This window comes from Lacticaseibacillus suihuaensis, from assembly GCF_054785075.1.
Map to the genome: position 1 here is coordinate 1 of NZ_BAAGBJ010000007.1, position 19026 is coordinate 19026.

At 64.9% G+C, this 19026-nt stretch carries 17 protein-coding genes and 1 rRNA gene; 14 read left to right on the forward strand and 4 right to left on the reverse strand.

The window, feature by feature from the left end:
* Positions 1–8: 8 nt before the first annotated feature.
* The 4 genes from rrf (at position 9) to ACYVRZ_RS07405 (ending at position 1758) form a co-directional block, all read left to right on the forward strand.
* A 5S ribosomal RNA gene (gene rrf, locus ACYVRZ_RS07390) occupies positions 9–125 on the forward strand.
* Between the two features lie 99 nt (positions 126–224).
* On the forward strand, positions 225–548 hold the full coding sequence (locus ACYVRZ_RS07395) for a thioredoxin family protein (protein ID WP_461225990.1): 324 nt from the start codon (positions 225–227) through the stop codon (positions 546–548).
* Complete coding sequence (locus ACYVRZ_RS07400) at positions 538–1281, forward strand: threonine/serine exporter family protein (protein ID WP_461225991.1); 744 nt, start codon at positions 538–540, stop codon at positions 1279–1281. The genes ACYVRZ_RS07395 and ACYVRZ_RS07400 overlap by 11 nt, the downstream gene beginning before the upstream one ends.
* A 15-nt stretch (positions 1282–1296) precedes the next feature.
* Positions 1297–1758, forward strand: coding sequence for a threonine/serine exporter family protein (locus tag ACYVRZ_RS07405; RefSeq protein ID WP_461225992.1), 462 nt, complete (start codon positions 1297–1299; stop codon positions 1756–1758).
* A gap of 414 nt (positions 1759–2172) precedes the next feature.
* Here ACYVRZ_RS07405 and ACYVRZ_RS07410 read toward each other — a convergent pair whose 3' ends face one another.
* The gene (locus tag ACYVRZ_RS07410; protein WP_461225993.1) at positions 2173–2454 is read right to left on the reverse strand and encodes a hypothetical protein; all 282 of its coding nucleotides are present in this window, start codon (positions 2452–2454) and stop codon (positions 2173–2175) included.
* 146 nt (positions 2455–2600) lie between these two features.
* Between ACYVRZ_RS07410 and ACYVRZ_RS07415 the strand changes: the two genes are divergently transcribed.
* The 8 genes from ACYVRZ_RS07415 to ACYVRZ_RS07450 all read left to right on the forward strand — a co-directional run bounded on the left by ACYVRZ_RS07415 (position 2601) and on the right by ACYVRZ_RS07450 (position 10747).
* Positions 2601–3326 (forward strand): ABC transporter ATP-binding protein, encoded by a 726-nt coding sequence (locus tag ACYVRZ_RS07415; protein WP_461225994.1) that lies wholly within the window; start codon positions 2601–2603, stop codon positions 3324–3326.
* Entirely contained in the window at positions 3323–4582 is a 1260-nt protein-coding gene (locus tag ACYVRZ_RS07420; RefSeq protein WP_461225995.1) for an ABC transporter permease, read from the forward strand. Before ACYVRZ_RS07415 ends, ACYVRZ_RS07420 begins: the two co-directional genes overlap by 4 nt.
* 142 nt (positions 4583–4724) lie before the next feature.
* Positions 4725–5480 carry a hypothetical protein gene (locus ACYVRZ_RS07425; protein WP_461225996.1) on the forward strand — a complete coding sequence of 252 codons (756 nt, stop codon included), beginning with the start codon at positions 4725–4727 and terminating at the stop codon, positions 5478–5480.
* A gap of 33 nt (positions 5481–5513) precedes the next feature.
* Positions 5514–5864 carry an MmcQ/YjbR family DNA-binding protein gene (locus ACYVRZ_RS07430; RefSeq protein ID WP_461225997.1) on the forward strand — a complete coding sequence of 117 codons (351 nt, stop codon included), beginning with the start codon at positions 5514–5516 and terminating at the stop codon, positions 5862–5864.
* A 372-nt stretch (positions 5865–6236) separates the two neighbouring features.
* Positions 6237–6905 (forward strand): deoxyribose-phosphate aldolase, encoded by a 669-nt coding sequence (deoC, locus tag ACYVRZ_RS07435; protein WP_461225998.1) that lies wholly within the window; start codon positions 6237–6239, stop codon positions 6903–6905.
* Positions 6898–8091 (forward strand): phosphopentomutase, encoded by a 1194-nt coding sequence (locus ACYVRZ_RS07440; RefSeq protein ID WP_461225999.1) that lies wholly within the window; start codon positions 6898–6900, stop codon positions 8089–8091. Before deoC ends, ACYVRZ_RS07440 begins: the two co-directional genes overlap by 8 nt.
* A 123-nt stretch (positions 8092–8214) precedes the next feature.
* Positions 8215–8922, forward strand: a complete 708-nt coding sequence (gene deoD / locus ACYVRZ_RS07445) for a purine-nucleoside phosphorylase (protein ID WP_461226000.1) — start codon at positions 8215–8217, stop codon at positions 8920–8922.
* A gap of 202 nt (positions 8923–9124) precedes the next feature.
* Complete coding sequence (locus ACYVRZ_RS07450; RefSeq protein ID WP_461226001.1) at positions 9125–10747, forward strand: C40 family peptidase; 1623 nt, start codon at positions 9125–9127, stop codon at positions 10745–10747.
* A gap of 106 nt (positions 10748–10853) precedes the next feature.
* Here ACYVRZ_RS07450 and ACYVRZ_RS07455 read toward each other — a convergent pair whose 3' ends face one another.
* Genes ACYVRZ_RS07455 through ACYVRZ_RS07465 form a run of 3 tightly spaced genes read right to left on the reverse strand, consistent with a single transcriptional unit; the run spans position 10854 to position 14762 of the window.
* Positions 10854–11684, reverse strand: coding sequence for a sce7725 family protein (locus ACYVRZ_RS07455; protein ID WP_461226002.1), 831 nt, complete (start codon positions 11682–11684; stop codon positions 10854–10856).
* Entirely contained in the window at positions 11681–12367 is a 687-nt protein-coding gene (locus tag ACYVRZ_RS07460) for a hypothetical protein (protein WP_461226003.1), read from the reverse strand. The genes ACYVRZ_RS07455 and ACYVRZ_RS07460 overlap by 4 nt, the downstream gene beginning before the upstream one ends.
* Positions 12360–14762 (reverse strand): ATP-dependent DNA helicase, encoded by a 2403-nt coding sequence (locus tag ACYVRZ_RS07465; protein WP_461226004.1) that lies wholly within the window; start codon positions 14760–14762, stop codon positions 12360–12362. The genes ACYVRZ_RS07460 and ACYVRZ_RS07465 overlap by 8 nt, the downstream gene beginning before the upstream one ends.
* Positions 14763–15867: 1105 nt before the next feature.
* Here ACYVRZ_RS07465 and ACYVRZ_RS07470 point away from each other — a divergent pair.
* Both ACYVRZ_RS07470 and ACYVRZ_RS07475 read left to right on the forward strand, forming a co-directional pair.
* The gene (locus tag ACYVRZ_RS07470) at positions 15868–16527 is read left to right on the forward strand and encodes a hypothetical protein (RefSeq protein ID WP_461226005.1); all 660 of its coding nucleotides are present in this window, start codon (positions 15868–15870) and stop codon (positions 16525–16527) included.
* Between the two features lie 220 nt (positions 16528–16747).
* Positions 16748–18547 (forward strand): hypothetical protein, encoded by a 1800-nt coding sequence (locus ACYVRZ_RS07475; protein WP_461226006.1) that lies wholly within the window; start codon positions 16748–16750, stop codon positions 18545–18547.
* Positions 18548–19026 lie beyond the last annotated feature (479 nt).

Sequence of the window (19026 nt, forward strand, 5' to 3'; positions counted from 1 at the left end):
AATAGAAGTGCGGTGGCGATAGCGAGAAGGATACACCTGTTCCCATGCCGAACACAGAAGTTAAGCTTCTCAACGCCGAGAGTAGTTGGTGGGTGACTGCCTGCGAGGGTAGGAAGCTGCCGCGCTTTTAAAGAGTCGATGATATCGGCTCTTTTTTTGTGCATCATGGGAAGTGGCGGCCAAACCGTGTTAGAATGAGGAACACGACAGAACGGGGGCACGAAATGGCGACGAAGGTAACGAGTGAGACGATGGCGCAACACCTGGGGGCAGGCCTGACGGTGGTGGATCTGTGGGCGCCTTGGTGCGGCCCCTGCAAGATTCTCAGCCCGATGCTGCGCGAGCTTGAGCAGACGCTTGGCTTCACGCTGCTGACGCTTGACGTCGACGGTGACACCGCCGTCGCGACGCAGTACGGTATCCAAAGCGTACCAACTATGCTGGTGTTCAGGGATGGCAAGGCGGTGGAGAAAATCACCGGCGCTTACCCCAAGGCCAAGCTTGTGGCCCACTTCACCGGACTGATGGAGGACGAGCATGGAAAATGAGCTGCTGGCGACCTGCCTCTTGGCGGGGCGCATCATGATTGAAGGCGGCAGCGAGATGTACCGCGTCGACGACACGATGTCGCGGATTGCCCGCAACGGCGGGGCCGGTCGTGTACTAGTTTTCACCACACCGACCGGGCTGTTCATCGCGGTCAACGGTGAGCCGCCGGTCGAGCTGGAGCCGGTGCAAAAGCGCGGCATCGACATGGAAAAGGTCGCCGGGGTCAACCAGCTCTCCCGCGAGTTCCAGGCGGGACGGCTGACTTTGACCGAGTTGCGGCGCAAACTTGAGCAGCTGGACACCAACACGCCGTACTTTCCGGTGTGGCTGCAGATTCTGGCCGCGGCCGTCTGCAGCACCACGCTGATGGTGATTTTTGCCCAGCAGTACGACTGGTTCGACATGCCGCTGTCGGCAGTCGTCGGAGCCCTGGGCTTTGCCGCCTACCTGCGCCTCAGCAGCCTGACGCGGGTGCGGTTCATCTCCGAGCTGATCGGGGCCGTGGTGGTCGGCGTCAGTGCTTGGGCCGGGGTACGGCTGGGCGTCGGGCACAACCTCGACAACGTGATCATCGGCGCCGTGATGCCGCTGGTGCCGGGGGTGGCGATCACTAACTCGATTCGCGACATGCTGGCGGGACACCTGCTGTCCGGCATGGCTCGCGGCATGGAGGCGATTCTGTCGTCCTGCGCCATCGGGGTCGGCATCGCCATGATTTTCAGATTCTTCTAGTCAGGAGGCACCGAGATGCCGTACTGGATTCAGCTGCTCGTGCAGATCAGCTTCAGCTACCTCTCCACGGTGGCGTTCGCCATCATCATCAACGTTCCGCACCGGGCGCTTAACCTGGCCGGCTGGGCCGGGGCCATCGGTTGGCTGGTGTACTGGCTGCTGATGGCGGCCCACAGCGGCCGCATGCTGGCCAACCTACTGGGGGCCTTGGCCATCGGCGTCTGCGGGATGCTGTTCGCCCGGCGCAAAAAGATGCCGGTGATCATTTTCAACATTCCGGGCCTGGTGCCGCTGGTGCCGGGAGCCACGGCCTATCAGGCGGTGCGAGCCCTGGTGCTGGGCCAAATCGACCAGGCGATCTCGCTGACCATTCGCGTCGCGATGGTGGCCGGGGCCATCGCCGTGGGGTTCATGCTCGCCCAGCTTCTGGCCGAGGTCAGCTACCGCAAAACCGCGCCGCAACGGCTCGGCAAGTGAGCGGCCGGGCCGATGCGGCGGTTGCGAGACGCGTATCCATCAGCTGCACCGGAACCGCTGGTTGCGGGACTCGTACCCATTGGCGGTCCTGATGCCGCCTGGTCGCCGGCCTTGTACCCGCCGGCAGCCGCAGCACGGCCGGCCAACGGGACCACGACGAAAGTTCGGCACGGTCGCTTGGTAAGTGATATACTAGATACATGCGATGAGTCGAGTAACCAGCAATGGTGAAAGCGCAGCTGACCGGTTTCCCGCCGGATTTGCGGGGGTCAGTGATCCAAGGTTGTGGAGCCAGCGGATCTTACCTGCTTGCAGGTACTGTGAAGCGGTGAACCCTAGTGGCTCACCGCTTTTTTTGTACGCGAAAACGCGCCGTGGCTGCCTCTTGGGCGGTCGCGGTGCGTTGCTTATTGGTCACCATCTCAGCTGGCTGAGGCCGAGCCCGGCCTTCCTGCCGCCGAGCTGGTAGCCGGCGACGCTGGCCAGCAGCGCCGCGACCGGTTGGCTCAGGCGTTGCTGCACCGCAGGCAGATCCAGGCCGGCTCTCAGCACGGCCAGGACGCGGTCGTCGTTGTGGCCGGCGGCGAGCTCGCGGCTGACCTGCTCCAGAACCGGCCGCTCGGTGGTGTTGAGCGGCGCGGTCGCCAGCAGCGTTGCGACCTCTTGGCTGAAGGCCGTGCGATTGAATTTGGTCATTTTATCCCCTCCAATGCGACTAGTATACACCCCGGGCTCGGCGCAGATTCGGACAATTTTTGCCAAAAGTGAGTTGAAACTCACCTCGGTCGGGCGTACAGTAGTCCCATTGAGTGAGTGCCAACTCACTATTTGGAGGCGAGAGCATGACGGCAACACAGATGAACCTGAATCACGTGGTCAAGCGCTTCGGCAAGCAGACCGTGCTGCAAGGCGTCGACCTGACCGTTCAGGCCGGCGAAATCGTCGGGCTGATCGGGCCTTCCGGGGCCGGCAAGTCGACGGTGATCAAAACTGCACTTGGCATGGAGGTCGCAGACGGCGGCTCGGCCACGGTGCTGGACACGCAGATGCCCAACCGGGCGCTGCTCGGCCGCATCGGCTACATGGCGCAGGACGATGCGCTGTACGAGACGCTGAGCGGCCGCGAGAACCTGACGTTTTTCGGTCGAATGAAGAACGTGGGGAAAAACGCACTACCGGCGGCCATTGCCCATGTGGCGGCGGTGGTCGAGCTGACGGCCGACCTCGACAAGCGCGTCGCCGGCTACTCCGGCGGCATGAAGCGGCGGCTGTCGTTGGCCATCGCGTTGCTCGGCGACCCGGAGCTGCTGATTCTGGACGAGCCGACCGTCGGCATCGACCCGGCGCTGCGGCGCAAAATCTGGCGGGAGCTCGGCGCCGTTCGCGACGCCGGCCGCGGCGTGTTGATCACGACGCACGTGATGGACGAGGCCGAGCTGGTCGACCGCGTCGCGCTGCTGCTCGACGGCAAGCTGATGGCCTTCGATGCGCCGGCGAAACTGGAGCAGCAGTACGGGGTTGCGACCATCGAAGACGTGTTCCTTAAGGCGGAAGGGGTGGCGCTATGATTCACGCATGGTTCATTGCACGGCGCGTGATTGCGGAGCTATTGCGCGACAAGCGGACGCTGGCGTTGATGTTCGTCGCGCCGGTTTTGATTATGTTCTTGATGAAGCTGATTTTCGCCGCGAATTCGACCACCAGCGTCACGGTGGCGACGGTCGGGGTGCCGAGCAACATTCGCACGGCGCTGAACGACGTCAAGCACGTCGCGGTGGTGAAAAAGGGCAGTGAGCAGGCGGCCAAAACCGCGCTGAAGGCGCAAAAAGTTGACGCCTACATCGAAAAAACCGGCAGCGATCGCTACCGCGTGACCTACGCCAACACCGACGCGACTAAGACCGCGCTGGTCAAGCAGGGCTTCGGCGCCGCAATGACCGCCGCCGGGGTCAAAACGCTGCGGCAGACGGTGACCAAGATGGGCAAGACCATCACCGTGATGTCGGCCACCATCAAGAAGCTGACCGCGGCCCAAGCCGCGGCGGCGAAGGCGGCCGCCCAGGCGAGCGGCAGCGCCACTGCAGGGGATACGACGAGCGGCAGCGCCACGACCGGCGTCGGTTCGACCGCCGCAACTGGCAGCGTCGCGGCCAAGGCGGCGGCCGCCGGGAAGACCGCGGCGGTCAAGGTCACCAACCGCTACCGTTACGGGAACAAGGACACCGGCTTCTTCGACAAGATTGTGCCGATCCTGATGGGCTTTTTCGTCTTCTTCTTCGTCTTCCTGATCTCGGGGATGGCGCTTCTGAAGGAGCGAACCACCGGCACTCTGGACCGGCTGCTGGCGACGCCGGTGCGGCGCGGTGAAATCGTCGCCGGCTACATGCTGAGCTACGGCGCTTTGGCCATCATTCAGACGGTGATCATCGTGCTGACGACGGTCGGGTTCATGAACGTCGAGATCACCGGCTCGCTTTTCGCCGTGATGGTGATTAACTTCCTGCTGGCCCTGGTCGCGCTGGCGTTCGGCATTCTGATGTCGACCTTCGCCCAATCCGAGTTCCAGATGATGCAGTTCATCCCGATCATCGTGATTCCGCAGGTGTTCTTCTCCGGCATCGTGCCGCTGGACTCCTTGGCAACCTGGGTCAAGGACATCTCGTACGTGCTGCCGTTGACCTACGCCGGCCACGCGATGACGCAGATCATCATGTACGGCAAGGGGCTGGACGGCCTCGGGCTGGACATCGCGGTGTTGCTGCTGTTCTTGGTGGTGCTGTCGGCGCTGAACGTGCGGGGGATGCGGCGGTACCGCAAGGTGTGACAAAACAGACGAGGCGGCTTGCGGATGCGACGTGCATCCGTGAGCCGCCTCGTTTTTAGTAGGCTGAGATCTTAGTTTTCGGTATAATCAAGCAAGAGACGACTACGACGCCGCGGCGGCGCCAATGACTTAGGAGGGCAGCATGTTCAAACTGATCGGGGCATCAATTACTCACCGAACTTGGGGGCATGGGGTGATTGAGGCGGCGGATAACGAGCTGATCACCGCCGATTTTGGTCTGGCCGGGCATCGAAAGCTGGCGGTGCCACGGGCATTCGAGGCGGGACTCGTGTGGTTCGACAACCCCGCTCAGCAAGCGGCTTACCTGAACGCGCTGCCGGGCCGAAACGCCGGTGGTCAAACGGTGGCCGAAACCGGCGGCGCGGCGCGTGAAGCCACGCTGCGAGCGGATGTGACGCCAACCGTGCCGCGACCACGCAACACGAAGCCCGGCGAGGTCCCGGACAGGCCGACGGTTGGGGCCGCGCTGGTGGTCGGCGAGGTGTATCCAAACGCGACGATCACGGCCACGTTTCAGGTTTCCTCCCAGGCGGGGATGCGGCGATCCAAGAAAACCAATTCATTGGTGCTGATTGCCAAGCACGACGGCGAGCCGGAGCGCAATCCCTACCAGGACGGCTGGGATGAAGAAGGACGCTTTTTGTACACCGGCATGGGTCGCATCGGCGATCAATCGCTGACGTATGCGCAGAACCGAACGCTGGCCGAGTCCGCCACCAACGGCGTCAGGGTCTACCTCTTCGAGTCGCTGACGCGCGGTCAGTACACGTACCGCGGCCGGGTGGTACTGGCCGGCGAACCGTTCGCGGTGCAGGAGCATGACGCCGAAGGCCGACCGCGGCGAGTCTACCGTTTTCCGCTGCGGGTGGTCGACTGATATCAGGCGTATAATGATCTCGGAGGTGTTACCATGACCCGAGACGATTTCATTCAGTACTGCAAGGACCACTACCCGGCCGTGGTGGACCGACCGTTCAAGCATTTTCCGGATTACGTGGCGCTGCGGCACCCCGACGGCAAGTGGTTCGCCCTGGTGATGAACGTGCCGGCGGCCAAAATGGGTCTGGCCGGTGACGCCGAGTGCGACATCGTGGATCTGAAGTGCGACCCGGAGCTCAACTCAATTCTGCAGGCGCAGCCGAATTTTCGGCCCGGCTACCACATGGCCAAGGCCCACTGGCTGACGGCGCTGCTGCCGAACTTCGAAAGGCCCGAGGACCTGGCCGAACTGATCGCCGGGAGCTACGAGGCGACGCGATAAGGCCCAGCCCGACGGTTGCAGCCGAGGCGAGGACAGCAACGCGGCCAGGACCGGTAACGCGGCCAGCATCGGCCGCACGGCCAAGACCGGCCGCATGGCCATGGCCGGCAACGTGGCCAGGATTAGCGCCGTGGTGCGGAATCGGGTTTGCCGGTCGGGGATGCGCTGCGCCGGTAGCCGCGGCGGGTCTGACGGTTCGGTGACGCGACAGTCGCCGGGAGGTCATCGCGTGAGCAAGCCAAGGGCGGGTCGTTATGCGACCCGCTTCTTTTTTGCGCAAACCGAATCTGCACCGAAGCGTTTTCAGCACTTCCCCGCCCGATGATGGTAGAATGGGTTTAACAACGCAACGCGCAAACAGGAGGAATCGGCATGGAGAAGCCATTAGCCAAGTACATCGATCACACGCTGCTGAAACCGGAGGCGACGCAGGAACAGGTCGCCCAGATTCTGGCCGAGGCCAAGCAGTACGGATTTGCCAGCGTCTGCATCAACCCGTACTGGGTGCCGCTGGCCGCGGCCGAACTGGCCGGGTCCGGCGTCAACGTCTGCACGGTCATCGGTTTTCCGCTGGGGGCCAACGCGACCAGCATCAAGGCGGCGGAGGCGACGCAGGCGATTGAAGCCGGCGCCTCCGAGGTCGACATGGTGATCAACATCGGCGAGCTGCGTGCCGGCCACGACGCGGCGGTGCAGCAAGACATCGCCGCAGTGGCGGCCGCGGCTCACGCCGGGCATGCGTTGCTCAAGGTGATCATCGAGTGCGTGTTGCTCACGGATGCGCAAAAAGTTCGGGCCTGCGAGCTCAGCAAGGCGGCCGGGGCGGACTATGTGAAAACGTCCACGGGTTTTGCCGGCGGTGGCGCGACGGTTCCCGACGTCGCACTGATGCGCAAGACGGTCGGCGATCGGCTGGGCGTCAAGGCGGCCGGGGGGATTCACACGCTGAAGGACGCCCAGGCGCTGATCGCCGCCGGGGCGAGTCGCTTGGGCGCAAGCGCCGGGGTGGCGATTATGAAGGAGGCGCAAGCCCATGCCTGAGTTCAAGCGGATCATTGCCATCGTCACGGATTCCATCGGCATCGGCGCGGCGCCTGATGCGGCCAAGTACCAAGACGCCGGTTCCGACACGCTGGGGCACATCGGGGACCATTTTGACGGCCAGCTGCGCCTGCCGAACTGGCAGCGGCTGGGGCTGGGCAACATCGCCCGGCCGCGGCCAATTCCAGGCGTCGGGCCGGTGGCCGCGCCGATCGGGTACTTCGGCAAAATGTTCGAGGTGTCGGCCGGCAAGGACAGCATGGACGGCCACTGGGAGATGATGGGGCTGCCGGTGCTGGAGCCGCTGGGCTTTTTCCCGCACGGTTTTCCCCGCGAGCTGATCGCCCAGATCGAGGCGTTCTCCGGCCGCAAGGTGATCGTGAACCTGCCGTACTCTGGCACCGAGGTAATCGCCAAGTACGGCGAGCAGCAACTGGCGACCGGTGATCTGATCGTCTACACCAGCGGCGACTCGGTGCTGCAGATTGCGGCCAACACGGCGGTGATCCCACTTGAGGAGCTGTACCGCATCTGCGAGTACGTGCGAAGCATCACGACCGAGCAGCCTTACCGCATCGGCCGGGTGATCGCGCGGCCTTACGTCGGCGAGACGGCGGCGACGTTCACCCGCACCAGCGACCGCCACGACTACGCGCTGATGCCCAACGCGCCGACCGACCTCGACCGCCTGCAGGCCGCCGGGGTGGCGACGTACGGCGTCGGCAAAATCAACGACATTTTCTCCGGCCAAGGGCTGGACGCCGGCGTTCACACGGTGTCCAACGCGGATGGTATGGCCAAAACCATTGAGGCGGTGCAAAGCGACCGCACCGGGTTCATTTTCACCAACCTGGTCGACTTCGACGCGATGTACGGCCACCGGCGCAACGCGCAAGGCGACGGCGAGGCACTTGAGGCCTTCGACCGCCAGCTGGGCGAGCTGCTGGCAGCGATGGCGCCGGACGATCTGCTTTTGATCACCTCCGACCACGGCAACGACCCGGGCTTCACCGGCACCGACCACACCCGCGAGTACGTGCCGCTGATCGCCTACAGCAAGGCGCTGCCGGGTGGCGGCGACCTCGGCGTTCGCTCGCCGTTCGCCGACCTCGGCGCCACGGTGCTGGCCAACTTCGGCGTCGCCGGCAATGGCATCGGCGCGTCGTTCCTGGGCCTTTTGCAGTAGCGACGTGCCTGGTTCCGCGGCCGGGGCCACCCGGCGCCGCCGCAACCGGGCCACTTGGTCACCGACCTACCACAACAGTTCAATAGGTAAACTTTCGTCGATTCAATCAAGGAGGCGCATTGTATGAGTACCCACATTGAAGCCCAGCCCGGGGCCATCGCCGACGTCGTGCTGCTACCCGGCGACCCGCTGCGAGCCCAGTACATCGCCGAGCATTACCTCGATCGGCCCGAGCGGTACAACACGGTTCGCAACGCGTTCGGCTACACCGGCACCTACGAGGGCCGGCGCGTGTCGGTTCAGGCCACGGGGATGGGCATTCCGTCCATCGGCATCTACGCCACCGAGCTGATTCAAGACTACGGGGTCCAGACGCTGATTCGCGTCGGCACCACCGGTGGCCTGGCCCCGGATGTCCACGTTCGCGACCTGGTGCTGGCGCAAGGCGCAAGCACCGACTCCAGCATCATTTTGAACACGTTCGGCGCCGGCATCTACTACAGCCCCCTTGCGGACTTCGGGCTGCTGCGGCTGGCCGACCAGCTGGCGGAGCAAGCGGGACAAAAGGTTCACGTCGGCAACGTGCTGGGCGAGGACCGCTTCTACAACGATGAAATCGACCGCCAAAAGCTGTGCGACTACGGCGTGTTGGCCAGCGAGATGGAGACGCCGGCGCTGTACCTGCTGGCGGCCAAGTACCACCGCAAGGCGTTGGCGATTCTCACCGTATCCAATCACCTGGTGACCGGCGAGGAAACCACGGCGGAAGAGCGGCAGACCAGCTTCGACGACATGATCCGCCTGGCGCTGGCCGTAGCCAAAAAGGTGTAACATAAATGTTAAATAACGGTCATGCCCGGCCAAAACGCCGGCATGACCGCTTTCTTTTGCCTTTTTCACCAGTTGCGGCCGCGAACGAACACGCTTTCTGGTGCAATGGCGGGGTCAACGTGGTAATCTTTAAGTAACTCTTTAAGAAATACTAAAAGAACTTACGAAATAATCAAGCACCAAATGGGAGGACTCAGAGCGTATGGGAAAGACAACTAAAGCACTCGCGTTAACAGCAGGGATCGCCGGTGCTGCCGGGCTTGCCGCGCTTGCCACAACCCCGAATCAGGTGAGCGCAGCCACTGGCACGGTGACGTACCAGGAAGGCGCCACCACTGTTTGGCAGACGCCGGCCTTCAACCAGGCCAAGCGTTACGTGCTTTACAACCAACAAATCGAAATCAAGGGCCAAAAGACCATCAACGGCACGACCTGGTACCAGATCGGCGCCAACGAGTGGATCCCAGAGGTCTACTTGAGCGTGGCCGGCAGCACCAAGACCACCGCGACCCAGACCGGCACCAGCCAGCCCGGTGATTTTGCGCTGACCGTGACCTACACCCAAGGCGCAACGACGGTGTGGGGTAGCACCAGCTACACCGCCCCGACCGGCCGCTACCTGACCGCCGGCCAAACCGTCAAGGCGGTGGCCAAGACCACCAACGGCGGCGAGACCTGGTACCGCCTGAGCAACGGTGGCTACGTGCCGGCGCGTTACGCGAGCGTTAATGGCGCGGCCCAGACGACGACCACGCCGGCTACGACGACCACGACGGCCCCAGCCAAGACCACCACGACCACCGCAACGACGACGCCGGCTAAGACCACGACGCCAGCCCAGACCACAACCACACCGGCGGCAACGACGACGCCGGCCAAGACCGAGACCGCGACGACCAGCACGGCCACCACGACGCCGGCCAAGACCACCACGACGCCGGCCGCAACGACGGAAACCCCGGCTAAGACCGAGACCGCGACGACCGACACCTCGACCAAGACGGAGGCCCCGGCTAAGACCGAGACGCCAGCCAAGACCGAGACCCCGGCGACCAGCACCACGACCGAGACGCCGGCGAAGACCGAGACCCCGGCCGCGACGACCACGCCGGTGACGGCCGGCAACTACACGCTGACCGTGTCCAACCCGGGCAGCGTCGTGACCGTCTGGACCACCGCGGGTTACAGCAAGGCCAACGGCACGTACCTCAGCGACGGCCAAAGCGTCAAGGCCAACGGCAAGACCACGGCTGACGGCGAGGTTTGGTACCGCCTGAGCGCTGGCGGTTTCATTCCGGCCCGCTTCACCAAGACCGGCACGACCGCGACGACCCCGGCCAAGGACACCACGACCCCGGCCCAGCCGTCCACCCCAGCCAAGGACACGACGACGCCAAGCAAGCCAACGACACCGACGACCCCAACCACGCCGGCTAAGCCGACCACGCCGACGGTTTCCCGCTCGGCCAAGATCGAGGCCATCATCAAGGTGGCCCGTCAGCAGATCGGCAAGCCTTACACTTGGGGCGCCAAGGGTCCGTCGAGTTTCGACTGCTCCGGCTTGATGTACTACGCCTTCCAAAACGGCGCCGGCATCACGCTGGGCGGCTACACCGGCACCCAGCAGTACAACGGTACCCGCGTCTCCGTGGCCAACGCGCAGCGCGGCGACCTGATTTTCTGGGCGACCGCCGGCACCCCGTACCACGTGGCGCTGTACTTGGGCAACGGCCAGTACATCCACTCCCCGCAGCCGGGCCAAACCGTCACCACGGCGGCGATTTCCCAGTACTTCTACCCATCCTTCGCGGTTCGGGTCTTCTAATTCCGACAAAAAACAACCCGCGTCTCGCTGACGATAGCGAGACGCGGGTTTTTGTGTGGAATCAGACGGAATGGCCGCTGCTGCAATCAAGCGGCTTAACGGTCGCTCAGTTGGCCAGCCACCGCCCCATCACGGTCATGAAGTGTTCCAGCTGCAGTCGCCGCACGGTGCCGAGGCCGGGAAAGTGGCGGGTGGCGGCGAGCTCAAGCAGCGCGGTTGTCGCCGGCGTGGCCGCCTGGGGATGCGCGGCCAGCCACGGGGCCAGCGGCACCAAGGCCTCGAGGAATTTGGCCTTGGGGTTTTGGTAGTCGGCGTTGTTGACCGAGGTGAAGTGGCGCAGGTAGAGCATGCCGCGGTCTTGGTACAGCAGGTGCAGCGCGATGGCGCGTTGCGGGTAACCGTGTTCGTCGTACCAGTGGCTGCTCAGCGGGTAATCGGCGAAGCCCGATCCCGGCAGCAGCGCCTGGGGGTACTGGTAAAAATCGCGCTGCAGCCGGTAGTAGTCCTCGGTGGCCGCCCGGGTCGGGTAGTGGTCGCTCAAATAGATCGCCTGCGGGTGGCCGGCCGCCCGGAACCTGGCGGCGTCCGGCACCACCACGGGTTGATCGGGCGCAAGCGCCGCCAGCTGGGCGGTGGTGGTCGCGATCACCAGGGCGGCCGGCTGGGCGTCGAAGTACCGGGCCGCTCGCACCCAGGTGCCGTCGTAGGCCACGCGGTGCCGCGGCGTTTCGAGTAGGCCGTACGTGCCGACCTGGGGATTGGCGATGATGTACAGCGGGTGCTTGGCCTGGGCGAAGGCCTTGGTCACCCGCGTGAGGCTCGGCAGGTCCTTGACCGGCTCGATGATCGGCACGATGCTTGGCGACAGCGTTGTGGCTAGCCCGGCCAGCGCCAGCAGGTCGAACTGGCGGCCGCGAATCAGCGGGTAATAGATCATGCGCCGGCCGCCTTGAGCTTGGCTGCGGCCAGCTCCGCCGCCAGCGCGTCGACCTCTTCTTGTAGGGTGGCGACGGTGGTGTCCGTCAGCTCGCCGAAGAAGCGGTCGTAGAGGTTGGCCGCCGGGTCGTAAACCGCGTAGTCGCTGCCGCGGCGGCGCAGCTCGCGCATCAGCTCGTCGTCTGAAAACGCGTTCGGGCCCCGGGCGGCGCGTTTGGCCTTTTGGACCTCGCGGTTGAGGCTGGCGATGAAGCGGTCGCACAGCGCGGCCTCCGGCACCTGCAGGGCCTGACGGGTCGGCTTTCGCGCGACCGTCAGTTGCCCCGGGGCGGCCGGTGGCACAAGCGTCGCGGCCATCAGCGCCGCCGCATAAGGCGTGTAGGTCATCACGCCGATGCCGGCCGGAATCTCCGCGACGACCTGCTGGTACAGCTTGACCGGCAGCACGAAGTAGTTGTAGTGGCCGACGAAGCTCAAGGCGGCGCTTGAGTGAAAATCCGCCTTGGTGACCTTCAGCTCAAAGCAGCGCCAGGTGGTGCCGGTCTCGTCTTGCTGGCGAACCAGCGTGTCGACGATGCCGTTGTCGTCGGGCATGGTGACCTCCTCGACGGCCACGGCGCCGAGCTCCTCCCAGTAGGCGTAAAGGGTGCGTTCCAGATCCAGGGTCAGTGCGGTTTTAGACATGCGCGTCCTCCTTTCTCGAGTCGCCGGTCGGCAAGGCGTCATGCGCCGTCCAAAACGCGGTGAGCTGGTCGGCCAGGTCGTCGATGCCGTAAGCGACGGTGGCATGGGCCCAGTGCGGCGGAAACAGCGGGGCATAACGTGGTCCGGCGAAGCGGCTGTCGGCAAGCAGGATCACGCCGACGTCGTGAGCCCCGCGAATCACGCGGCCCCCGGCCTGCAACACGTTGTTGAAGCCGGGCAGCTGGTAGGCGTAGGCGAAGCCGTCCTTGCCCTGGGCGTTGAAGTAGTCGCGCAGCCGGTCGGTCTCGGGGTTCAGCCCCGGCAGCCCGACGGTGACCACCGCCGCCCCGACCAAGGCGGCGCCGCCGAGGTCGATGCCCTCGGCGAAAATACCGCCGAGTACGGCGAAGCCGACCACCGGGCGGTCGTCGTCCGTGAACCGCGCGATGAACGCCGCCCGGGCGGCCGCGTCCATGCCGGCCTCCTGGGCAATCACCGCAAGCGTCGGCGCCGCCGCCTTGAACGCGGCCAGAACCGTCGCCTGGTAGCTGTGCGACGGCAAAAATACCAGGTAGTGGCCGGGCTTGGTGGTGGCCAGCAGAATCAGGCTGGCCACCAGGTCCGGCAGCGAGCTCTCCCGGTTGCGGTAGGTCGGCGTGATGTTTTGGGTGACGACGACCTTCAGGTTTTCCTGGGGGAACGGCGAGGTCAGGCGGTAGGCCAGGCTGTCTGCTTGGCCGCCCAGCAGGTCCTGGTAGTAATCCAGGGGCGAGAGGGTGGCGGAGAACAGCACGGCGCCGCGCCCCTTGGCCAGGCAGTTGGCGACGAAATCGCTTGGGTCCAGGCACAGCTGCTTGATGGTGATGGCACCGGCCGCGATCGCGATCTCGGTTTCGTAAGCCGCATTGTACAGGTCGACGATGCGCAGGTAGCCGGTGACGGTGAAAAACACCGGCAGCACCAAGTCGACCAGCGCCTCGTCGCGGGTGTCGGGCGGCTGGCTCAGCCAGTCGTGGACGCTGCTTGCGAAGCGGTCCAACGCGCCGGCGAAGTCGTCCAGCGGGTCTTTTTGGAAGGTCAAAGGGGTCTGGTCGACGCTGGCCGCCACCGCGTCAAAGGCGGTGATGACGCGCGTCAGGTCGCCCTTGACGGCGGTCAGCCCCAGCCCCCGCTTAGGCCGCAACGCGCGGCTCAGGTCGACCAGCGCGGTGTCGGTCAGCTCGGCGCTGTACATGCTGCGAGCCCGGTCGACCAGGTTATGCGCCTCGTCGACCAGAAAAAAGTTGTCGGGATCCGGGCCGGCGAAGAAGCGCTGCAGAAACACCGCCGGGTCGAACAGGTAGTTGTAATCGCAGATGATGACGTCGCAAAACAGGCTGGCGTCCAGTGAGAACTCGAAGGGATCCAGCGTGTGCTTTTTTGCGTAGGTCTCGATCACGTCGCGAGTCAGCGCCGCCTCGTGGTCCAGCATGTCCTTTAAGGCGGGCCGCAGCCGGTCGTAGTAGCCGAGCATGTAGGGATTTTGGGTCGGGTCGTCCGATTCGTCTGCGAAGCGAATCACGTCCTTGGCCGTCAGGGTGATCGACTTGGCGGCAAGGCCCTGGTCTTGCATCAGCGCCATCGCCTGCTCGGCCACGTGCCGGGTGCTTTGCTTGGCGGTCAGGTAGAACGCGCGTTGAATCAGCCCGGCCCCCATCGCCTGAATGGTGGGAAAAAGCGTCGAGATCGTTTTGCCGGTGCCGGTCGGGGCCTCGACGAACAGCCGCGTCTTGGCCGCGATGGTCTTGTAAACCGCCACGGCGAGCTCGCGCTGGCCCTTGCGGTAGGCGCCGAAGGGGAAGGACAGCCCGTGAATCGAGGCGTCACGCGCCGCCACGATGTCCGAGCGCATCCGCAGCCAGTCCGCCCAATCGGCAATCAGGTCCTCGAAAAACAGGGCGAGGTCCGGCGCCCTCTGCACCTCGCTGAACCGCGTCACCTCGTCGGTTGCGGTTTGGTAGTAGATCAGATCCAGCTGGACTTTATCCCACCCGCGGTCCAGGCAGAGAAAATGGCCGTAGATTCGGGCCTGGGCCCAGTAGCGGTCCTTGGTGTTTTGGGTGACGTCGGCCCAGTCCCGCGCAGATGTCTTGATCTCCTCAATCACCGGCGTGGCGCCGCTGGTGTCGAGGCCATCGGCGCGGCCGTCGATGGTGTAGGTCTGGCCGTTGACGGTGACGTCTTGGGTCAGGTAGACCTCTTTTTCGTAGTCTTCCTTGTGGGCGGCCTGGAGGCGTCGGTGAATCTGGCTGCCCAGCTGCGCGGTGTTGTTCGAGTTGCTGGTGGCCGGGTCGAGGTCGCCGGTGCGAACCGTGAGCTCGACCAGCTCGCGGATACCGATGCGGTGTTCGGACATGGGGACGCCTCCTTTCTTGTTGTTAGGGTGTTTGCGTTGCCGGCAGCGAATGATGACTGGGCTCCGGGCGGCGTGGCGAGGGAGCTGTGCGGCCGGTTTCCGCCCGGTGGGCTCCAACCTAAAGCCAGAGCCAACCGTCGCCTGCGGCTCCATTGGTTGTCTCTGGCTTTACCGGGATTGGCCACGCGAATGCCCCGCAAAAAGCGCGGGTCATCCGGGCGGCCAATCCTTTCACGGCTCCCTCGCCACGCCGCCCTCCGCCCTTGCAGCAAGCGGCTGGTTGGCGCAGCGGGGTCGGTCGAACAATTGATGTACAATCACTGTGGAAAACGCGGGTCAGGTCCAATGCCCGGCCTCACGCTTGGTGGTACCCGAAAATAAAACCAGGCTATTTTTTTCTCGAACGCCGTTGGTTGGTGGATTAACCACTGGGTAGGGCGGAGGCTCGGACGGCACCATTGCTGGAGGCGTAGGGCCGGGGCGAGCCAGCGTGAAATTCCTGTTAGTCGGCCGGGCTTGCCGGCTTACAGGAAGGGCGGGTCCTGAGACCGCAACGGGCTCAGGAGAGCCCCACGCGTTCCGCCGCCCCGGGTCGGAGCCGGAAGTAGTGGTGCGTCCGGGCCGGAGCCCGGATTTTCAGATACGTCGCTACCCGTCCCGCTAAACCCGCCCAGCTTCGCTCTTCCCTGTCGAGCTACGCCGAGCATCGCGGGAGCGGCTAGCTACGCACCGTGATTTGGGACCAGGTGCGGGTCCCAACTCACGGCGCTAGGCTACCCGTCCCGCTAACTCCGCCCAGCTTCGCTCTTCCCTGTCGAGCTACGCCGAGCAACGGCGACGCGCCTAGCTCAGGCCGCCACTTGGGCCAAGTGCAGGCCCAAGTGTCAGCCTCACGCTAGCCGGTCGCCTAAACCCGCTCGGCTTCGCTCTTCCCATTATAGAACACCAGTTTTCTTGCGGGAAGGCGTGGCGGTTGAAACCGGGCGCGAAAGTACGGTAGAATGGGCCGTGATGTGTTGCCGCCGCGGCGGCGACCGACGAACAGTGGGGCCGAGACGGCCGCCAAGCAACGGTCCAGCGGGGCCGACAAACGGAGACGAAAACAATGGAAATCAACGTAACGGCCTTTCAAGAGGCCATCGAAAACGGTAACTACCAAACCACGCAGTTCACGGCGACGCCCGAGCAGGTGAGCCGAGACGGGGTGGAGAAGGCCCTGCAGCCGGCGTTTGCCGCGCTGGACGCGGCGCTTGACCAAGGCGTTTTGGCCCAAGTCGACCTGGTGATCGAAAGCGCGGAGCCGACCACGGTGCGGCTTGAAACCGGCGTGATCAACCTGCCCTTCGCCGACTCGCGCAAGGTCAACAACTTCCTGGCCGAGGACGCGACGGTGCCGCTGCGGGTCAACCTGATCGTGATTTCGCCCTACGTCAATCAGTCCGGGCTGCGCATCGACATCGTGGCGGAGGCCGACGCCTATGTGCAAAACCGCACAGCCAACCAGGCGGCGGTGATCGCCGAGGTCCAAGAGAAGCTGGCCTTGATTGCGGCCGAAGCCGCCGCCCCTAAGCCGGTGGTCAAGGAAGCGCCGGCCAGCCGGGCCAAGGCGACGACGACCAAGAAGGCCACGACCCGCAAGCCGGCGGCCAAGAAGGCCACCACGCGCAAGACCGCGGCCAAGAAGACCACGACCCGCAAGACCGCGGCGAAGAAAACCGCGGCCAAGACGGTGTCGGCCAAAACCGCGCCGAAGCCCAAGCAATAGGCCGCACGGACGGCCGAAGCCCAGGTGGTAGTCGGCGCGAACAGTCGAGGCCCAAGCAATAGGCCGCACGAACAGTCGAGGCCCAGGCGGTAGGCCGCGCCGCAACCGAAGCTAGCGGGGTACCCGATCGGCCGCGGCGGCACCGTGGCCGACCGGGCCCGTGCGTGGCGGCCGCAGGGACCGACAAGCACTGGGTCGCGGTACCGGTGAGGAGGCAAGCATGGCAGAGGACGAAACCATCGGCGCGTTTTTCCGGAAGGTGCGGCAGGGGCTGAACATCACGCTGGCCCAGGCGGCCGGCGCCGGCGGTAGCGCTGCGGGGCTGTCGCGCTTTGAGCGCGGTGCCACCGACCTGTCCGTGGCCAGCGCCGAGGTGGTGATGCACAACCTGATGCTGGACGCGCATGACCTGATGTACTGGCAGGACCGGCAAAAAGGGTCGTGGCCGCTGGCCGTGCCCAGCCTCCTGAACCAAGAAGCCGCCGCCGAACTCGCGCCGCTTTTGGAGCGCTACCTGGCCGCGCATCGAGCCGACTGCGGCACCGTGCTTCAGGCCGCCGCCCGGCTGGTGGCCGCTTACGGCTCGCAACCCGAAGCCGCGGGTCGCGAGCTGACCCCGGCTTCGGAGCAGCTGGTGGCCGACTTGCTGCGCTATCCCGATTCGTGGAACACGCTGCAGACCAGCCTGCTGATCGCCGTGACGCCCTTTGCCAGCAGCGAGCTTTTGGCGCTGCTGTTGACCCGGCTGGCGGCCTTGGGGCAAGCGCAGCAAGGTCAGCCGCGGTGGGGGCTGCGCCAGCGGCTGGACACGCTGGGCTGGGCGATCATCGCAAGCAACGACGCGGGGCTTTTGGCCCAGCTGGACGCGGTGGTGGCCCAGCAGGAAGAAGACCGGGTGCCGGCGAATGTGAACTGGCAGTGCGAGTGCTTGGTGCTGCGCCGCGGCATCGCCTGGGCCAAGGACCCGAGTGCGGCCAACGCGGCGGCTGTGACCCGCACCCTGGCGCTGACGGACAAGTACGCGCATGCGCCGGTCGGCAACCGGGCCCGGTCGCTGATGCAGGCGCGGGTGGCCGGCAAGCGGCCGCATCACAACCCCGACTTGCGCGACACGCCGGCGGATGCGACGCTGGTGTTCGATGGCCGGCGCGGCTTCACGGACGGGCCGCAGCTCGGCGTGTTGCGCCGGCGGCTGGGGCTGACGCTGAGCCAGGCCGCGGTCGCCTGGTCGAGCTCGACGCAATCGCGCTTTGAAAACGGCGAGTCGGCCCTTGGCTTCGGTCGGGTGCTGGCGCTTTACCAGCGGCTGGGGCAGTCCGATCTGTTCACCAACTGGCTGGAAAGCCCCTTGAACCGGCACGTGCGACTGCAAAACGAGCTGCAGGAGGTGCGGGTTCACCCCAAGCGCTTCGCGGCCCAAGACGCTGCCGCCTTGATCCACAAGGTGGCCGAACACGACACCGGGATGCCGACCTGGATGACGCTGATTGAGCAAGAAGGGGTGCGACAGGTGTTCGTCAACGAGGGCATCTTGCCGGATACACCGGCCGACCCCGTGATGGTGCGAGCGGTGCTGAGTGGCACCGCGGCGGTCACGTTTTGGCCGGACAACGTGGCCAAGGCGATGAATGATTTTATTTACAACGCCGGGAACCTGGCGCAGATCGAGGCGGTGTATCGCCGCACCGTTCTTTGCGAACGCACCACCGGCGCGAACATGATGGCCTTCGACTGGTCCAACTACGCCAAGTTCATCGGTGACAACCGCGACGCCGCGTTCGCCCGGCGAATGCGGCGCGACATGGCGCAGCGGCCGCTCGCCGACATGTTCCTCAACCCCGGGGCCAGCTACGAGGTGGCCAAGCTGATTCTGGGCTACACCGTGGCGCCGAGCCAGCACGTGATCGACGCGCTGGTCGCGCTGGTCGCCGACATGCGCTTTTTGGGTAACACCTTCCGCGCCGAATTCTATCCCGAGTGGCTGGTGTCGGTCGGCATTCCCGCGGCGGCGTGGCGCTAGACCGCATCGAAAAAACAACGAATTGGTTGCACCGGCCGCGGGACGTCGAGCTTTTACGACTGGCGAGACGAATTGCTTGACGGCAAATTGGTCTGGTGTTAAGCTACACTCGAATGATTATTCTTGCACGGGGAGGCAGCAAAAGGCCACAGCTGCTTTGTTATCCACCGCGCGGGGCACATCCTGCGGCTCGCACCGCAGCCCCCACCCATGACAAGCCGCAGTGTATTGCCACACGGCTTTTAGCTCGAGAGTTTTAGTGCAACCCCGGAATCAAACGAGGGGAAACCAGGGACCCGGATTCGCACCACCCCACCGGCTGCAGGCCGGCCACCGCCACTCCCAAGCGAGTTAGCCGCGCGGATGACCGGAACCGTTGGGCGCAGTGGCACCACCACGGTAAGACGAAGCCAGGAACGTAACCGAATAGGCCAAGGCCACCGGCTTCACACAGTCCGGTGGCTTCGGCGCGGCCGGGG

Coding starts and splice junctions, on each gene's coding strand:
- ACYVRZ_RS07430 (WP_461225997.1), top strand. CDS start 5,514: ATGACCCGAGACGATTTCATTCAGTACTGCAAGGACCACTACCCGGCC.
- ACYVRZ_RS07395 (WP_461225990.1), top strand. CDS start 225: ATGGCGACGAAGGTAACGAGTGAGACGATGGCGCAACACCTGGGGGCA.
- ACYVRZ_RS07455 (WP_461226002.1), bottom strand. CDS start 11,684: ATGATCTATTACCCGCTGATTCGCGGCCGCCAGTTCGACCTGCTGGCG.
- ACYVRZ_RS07420 (WP_461225995.1), top strand. CDS start 3,323: ATGATTCACGCATGGTTCATTGCACGGCGCGTGATTGCGGAGCTATTG.
- ACYVRZ_RS07440 (WP_461225999.1), top strand. CDS start 6,898: ATGCCTGAGTTCAAGCGGATCATTGCCATCGTCACGGATTCCATCGGC.
- ACYVRZ_RS07470 (WP_461226005.1), top strand. CDS start 15,868: ATGGAAATCAACGTAACGGCCTTTCAAGAGGCCATCGAAAACGGTAAC.
- ACYVRZ_RS07415 (WP_461225994.1), top strand. CDS start 2,601: ATGACGGCAACACAGATGAACCTGAATCACGTGGTCAAGCGCTTCGGC.
- deoC (WP_461225998.1), top strand. CDS start 6,237: ATGGAGAAGCCATTAGCCAAGTACATCGATCACACGCTGCTGAAACCG.
- ACYVRZ_RS07465 (WP_461226004.1), bottom strand. CDS start 14,762: ATGTCCGAACACCGCATCGGTATCCGCGAGCTGGTCGAGCTCACGGTT.
- ACYVRZ_RS07475 (WP_461226006.1), top strand. CDS start 16,748: ATGGCAGAGGACGAAACCATCGGCGCGTTTTTCCGGAAGGTGCGGCAG.
- deoD (WP_461226000.1), top strand. CDS start 8,215: ATGAGTACCCACATTGAAGCCCAGCCCGGGGCCATCGCCGACGTCGTG.
- ACYVRZ_RS07405 (WP_461225992.1), top strand. CDS start 1,297: ATGCCGTACTGGATTCAGCTGCTCGTGCAGATCAGCTTCAGCTACCTC.
- ACYVRZ_RS07410 (WP_461225993.1), bottom strand. CDS start 2,454: ATGACCAAATTCAATCGCACGGCCTTCAGCCAAGAGGTCGCAACGCTG.
- ACYVRZ_RS07400 (WP_461225991.1), top strand. CDS start 538: ATGGAAAATGAGCTGCTGGCGACCTGCCTCTTGGCGGGGCGCATCATG.
- ACYVRZ_RS07460 (WP_461226003.1), bottom strand. CDS start 12,367: ATGTCTAAAACCGCACTGACCCTGGATCTGGAACGCACCCTTTACGCC.
- ACYVRZ_RS07450 (WP_461226001.1), top strand. CDS start 9,125: ATGGGAAAGACAACTAAAGCACTCGCGTTAACAGCAGGGATCGCCGGT.
- ACYVRZ_RS07425 (WP_461225996.1), top strand. CDS start 4,725: ATGTTCAAACTGATCGGGGCATCAATTACTCACCGAACTTGGGGGCAT.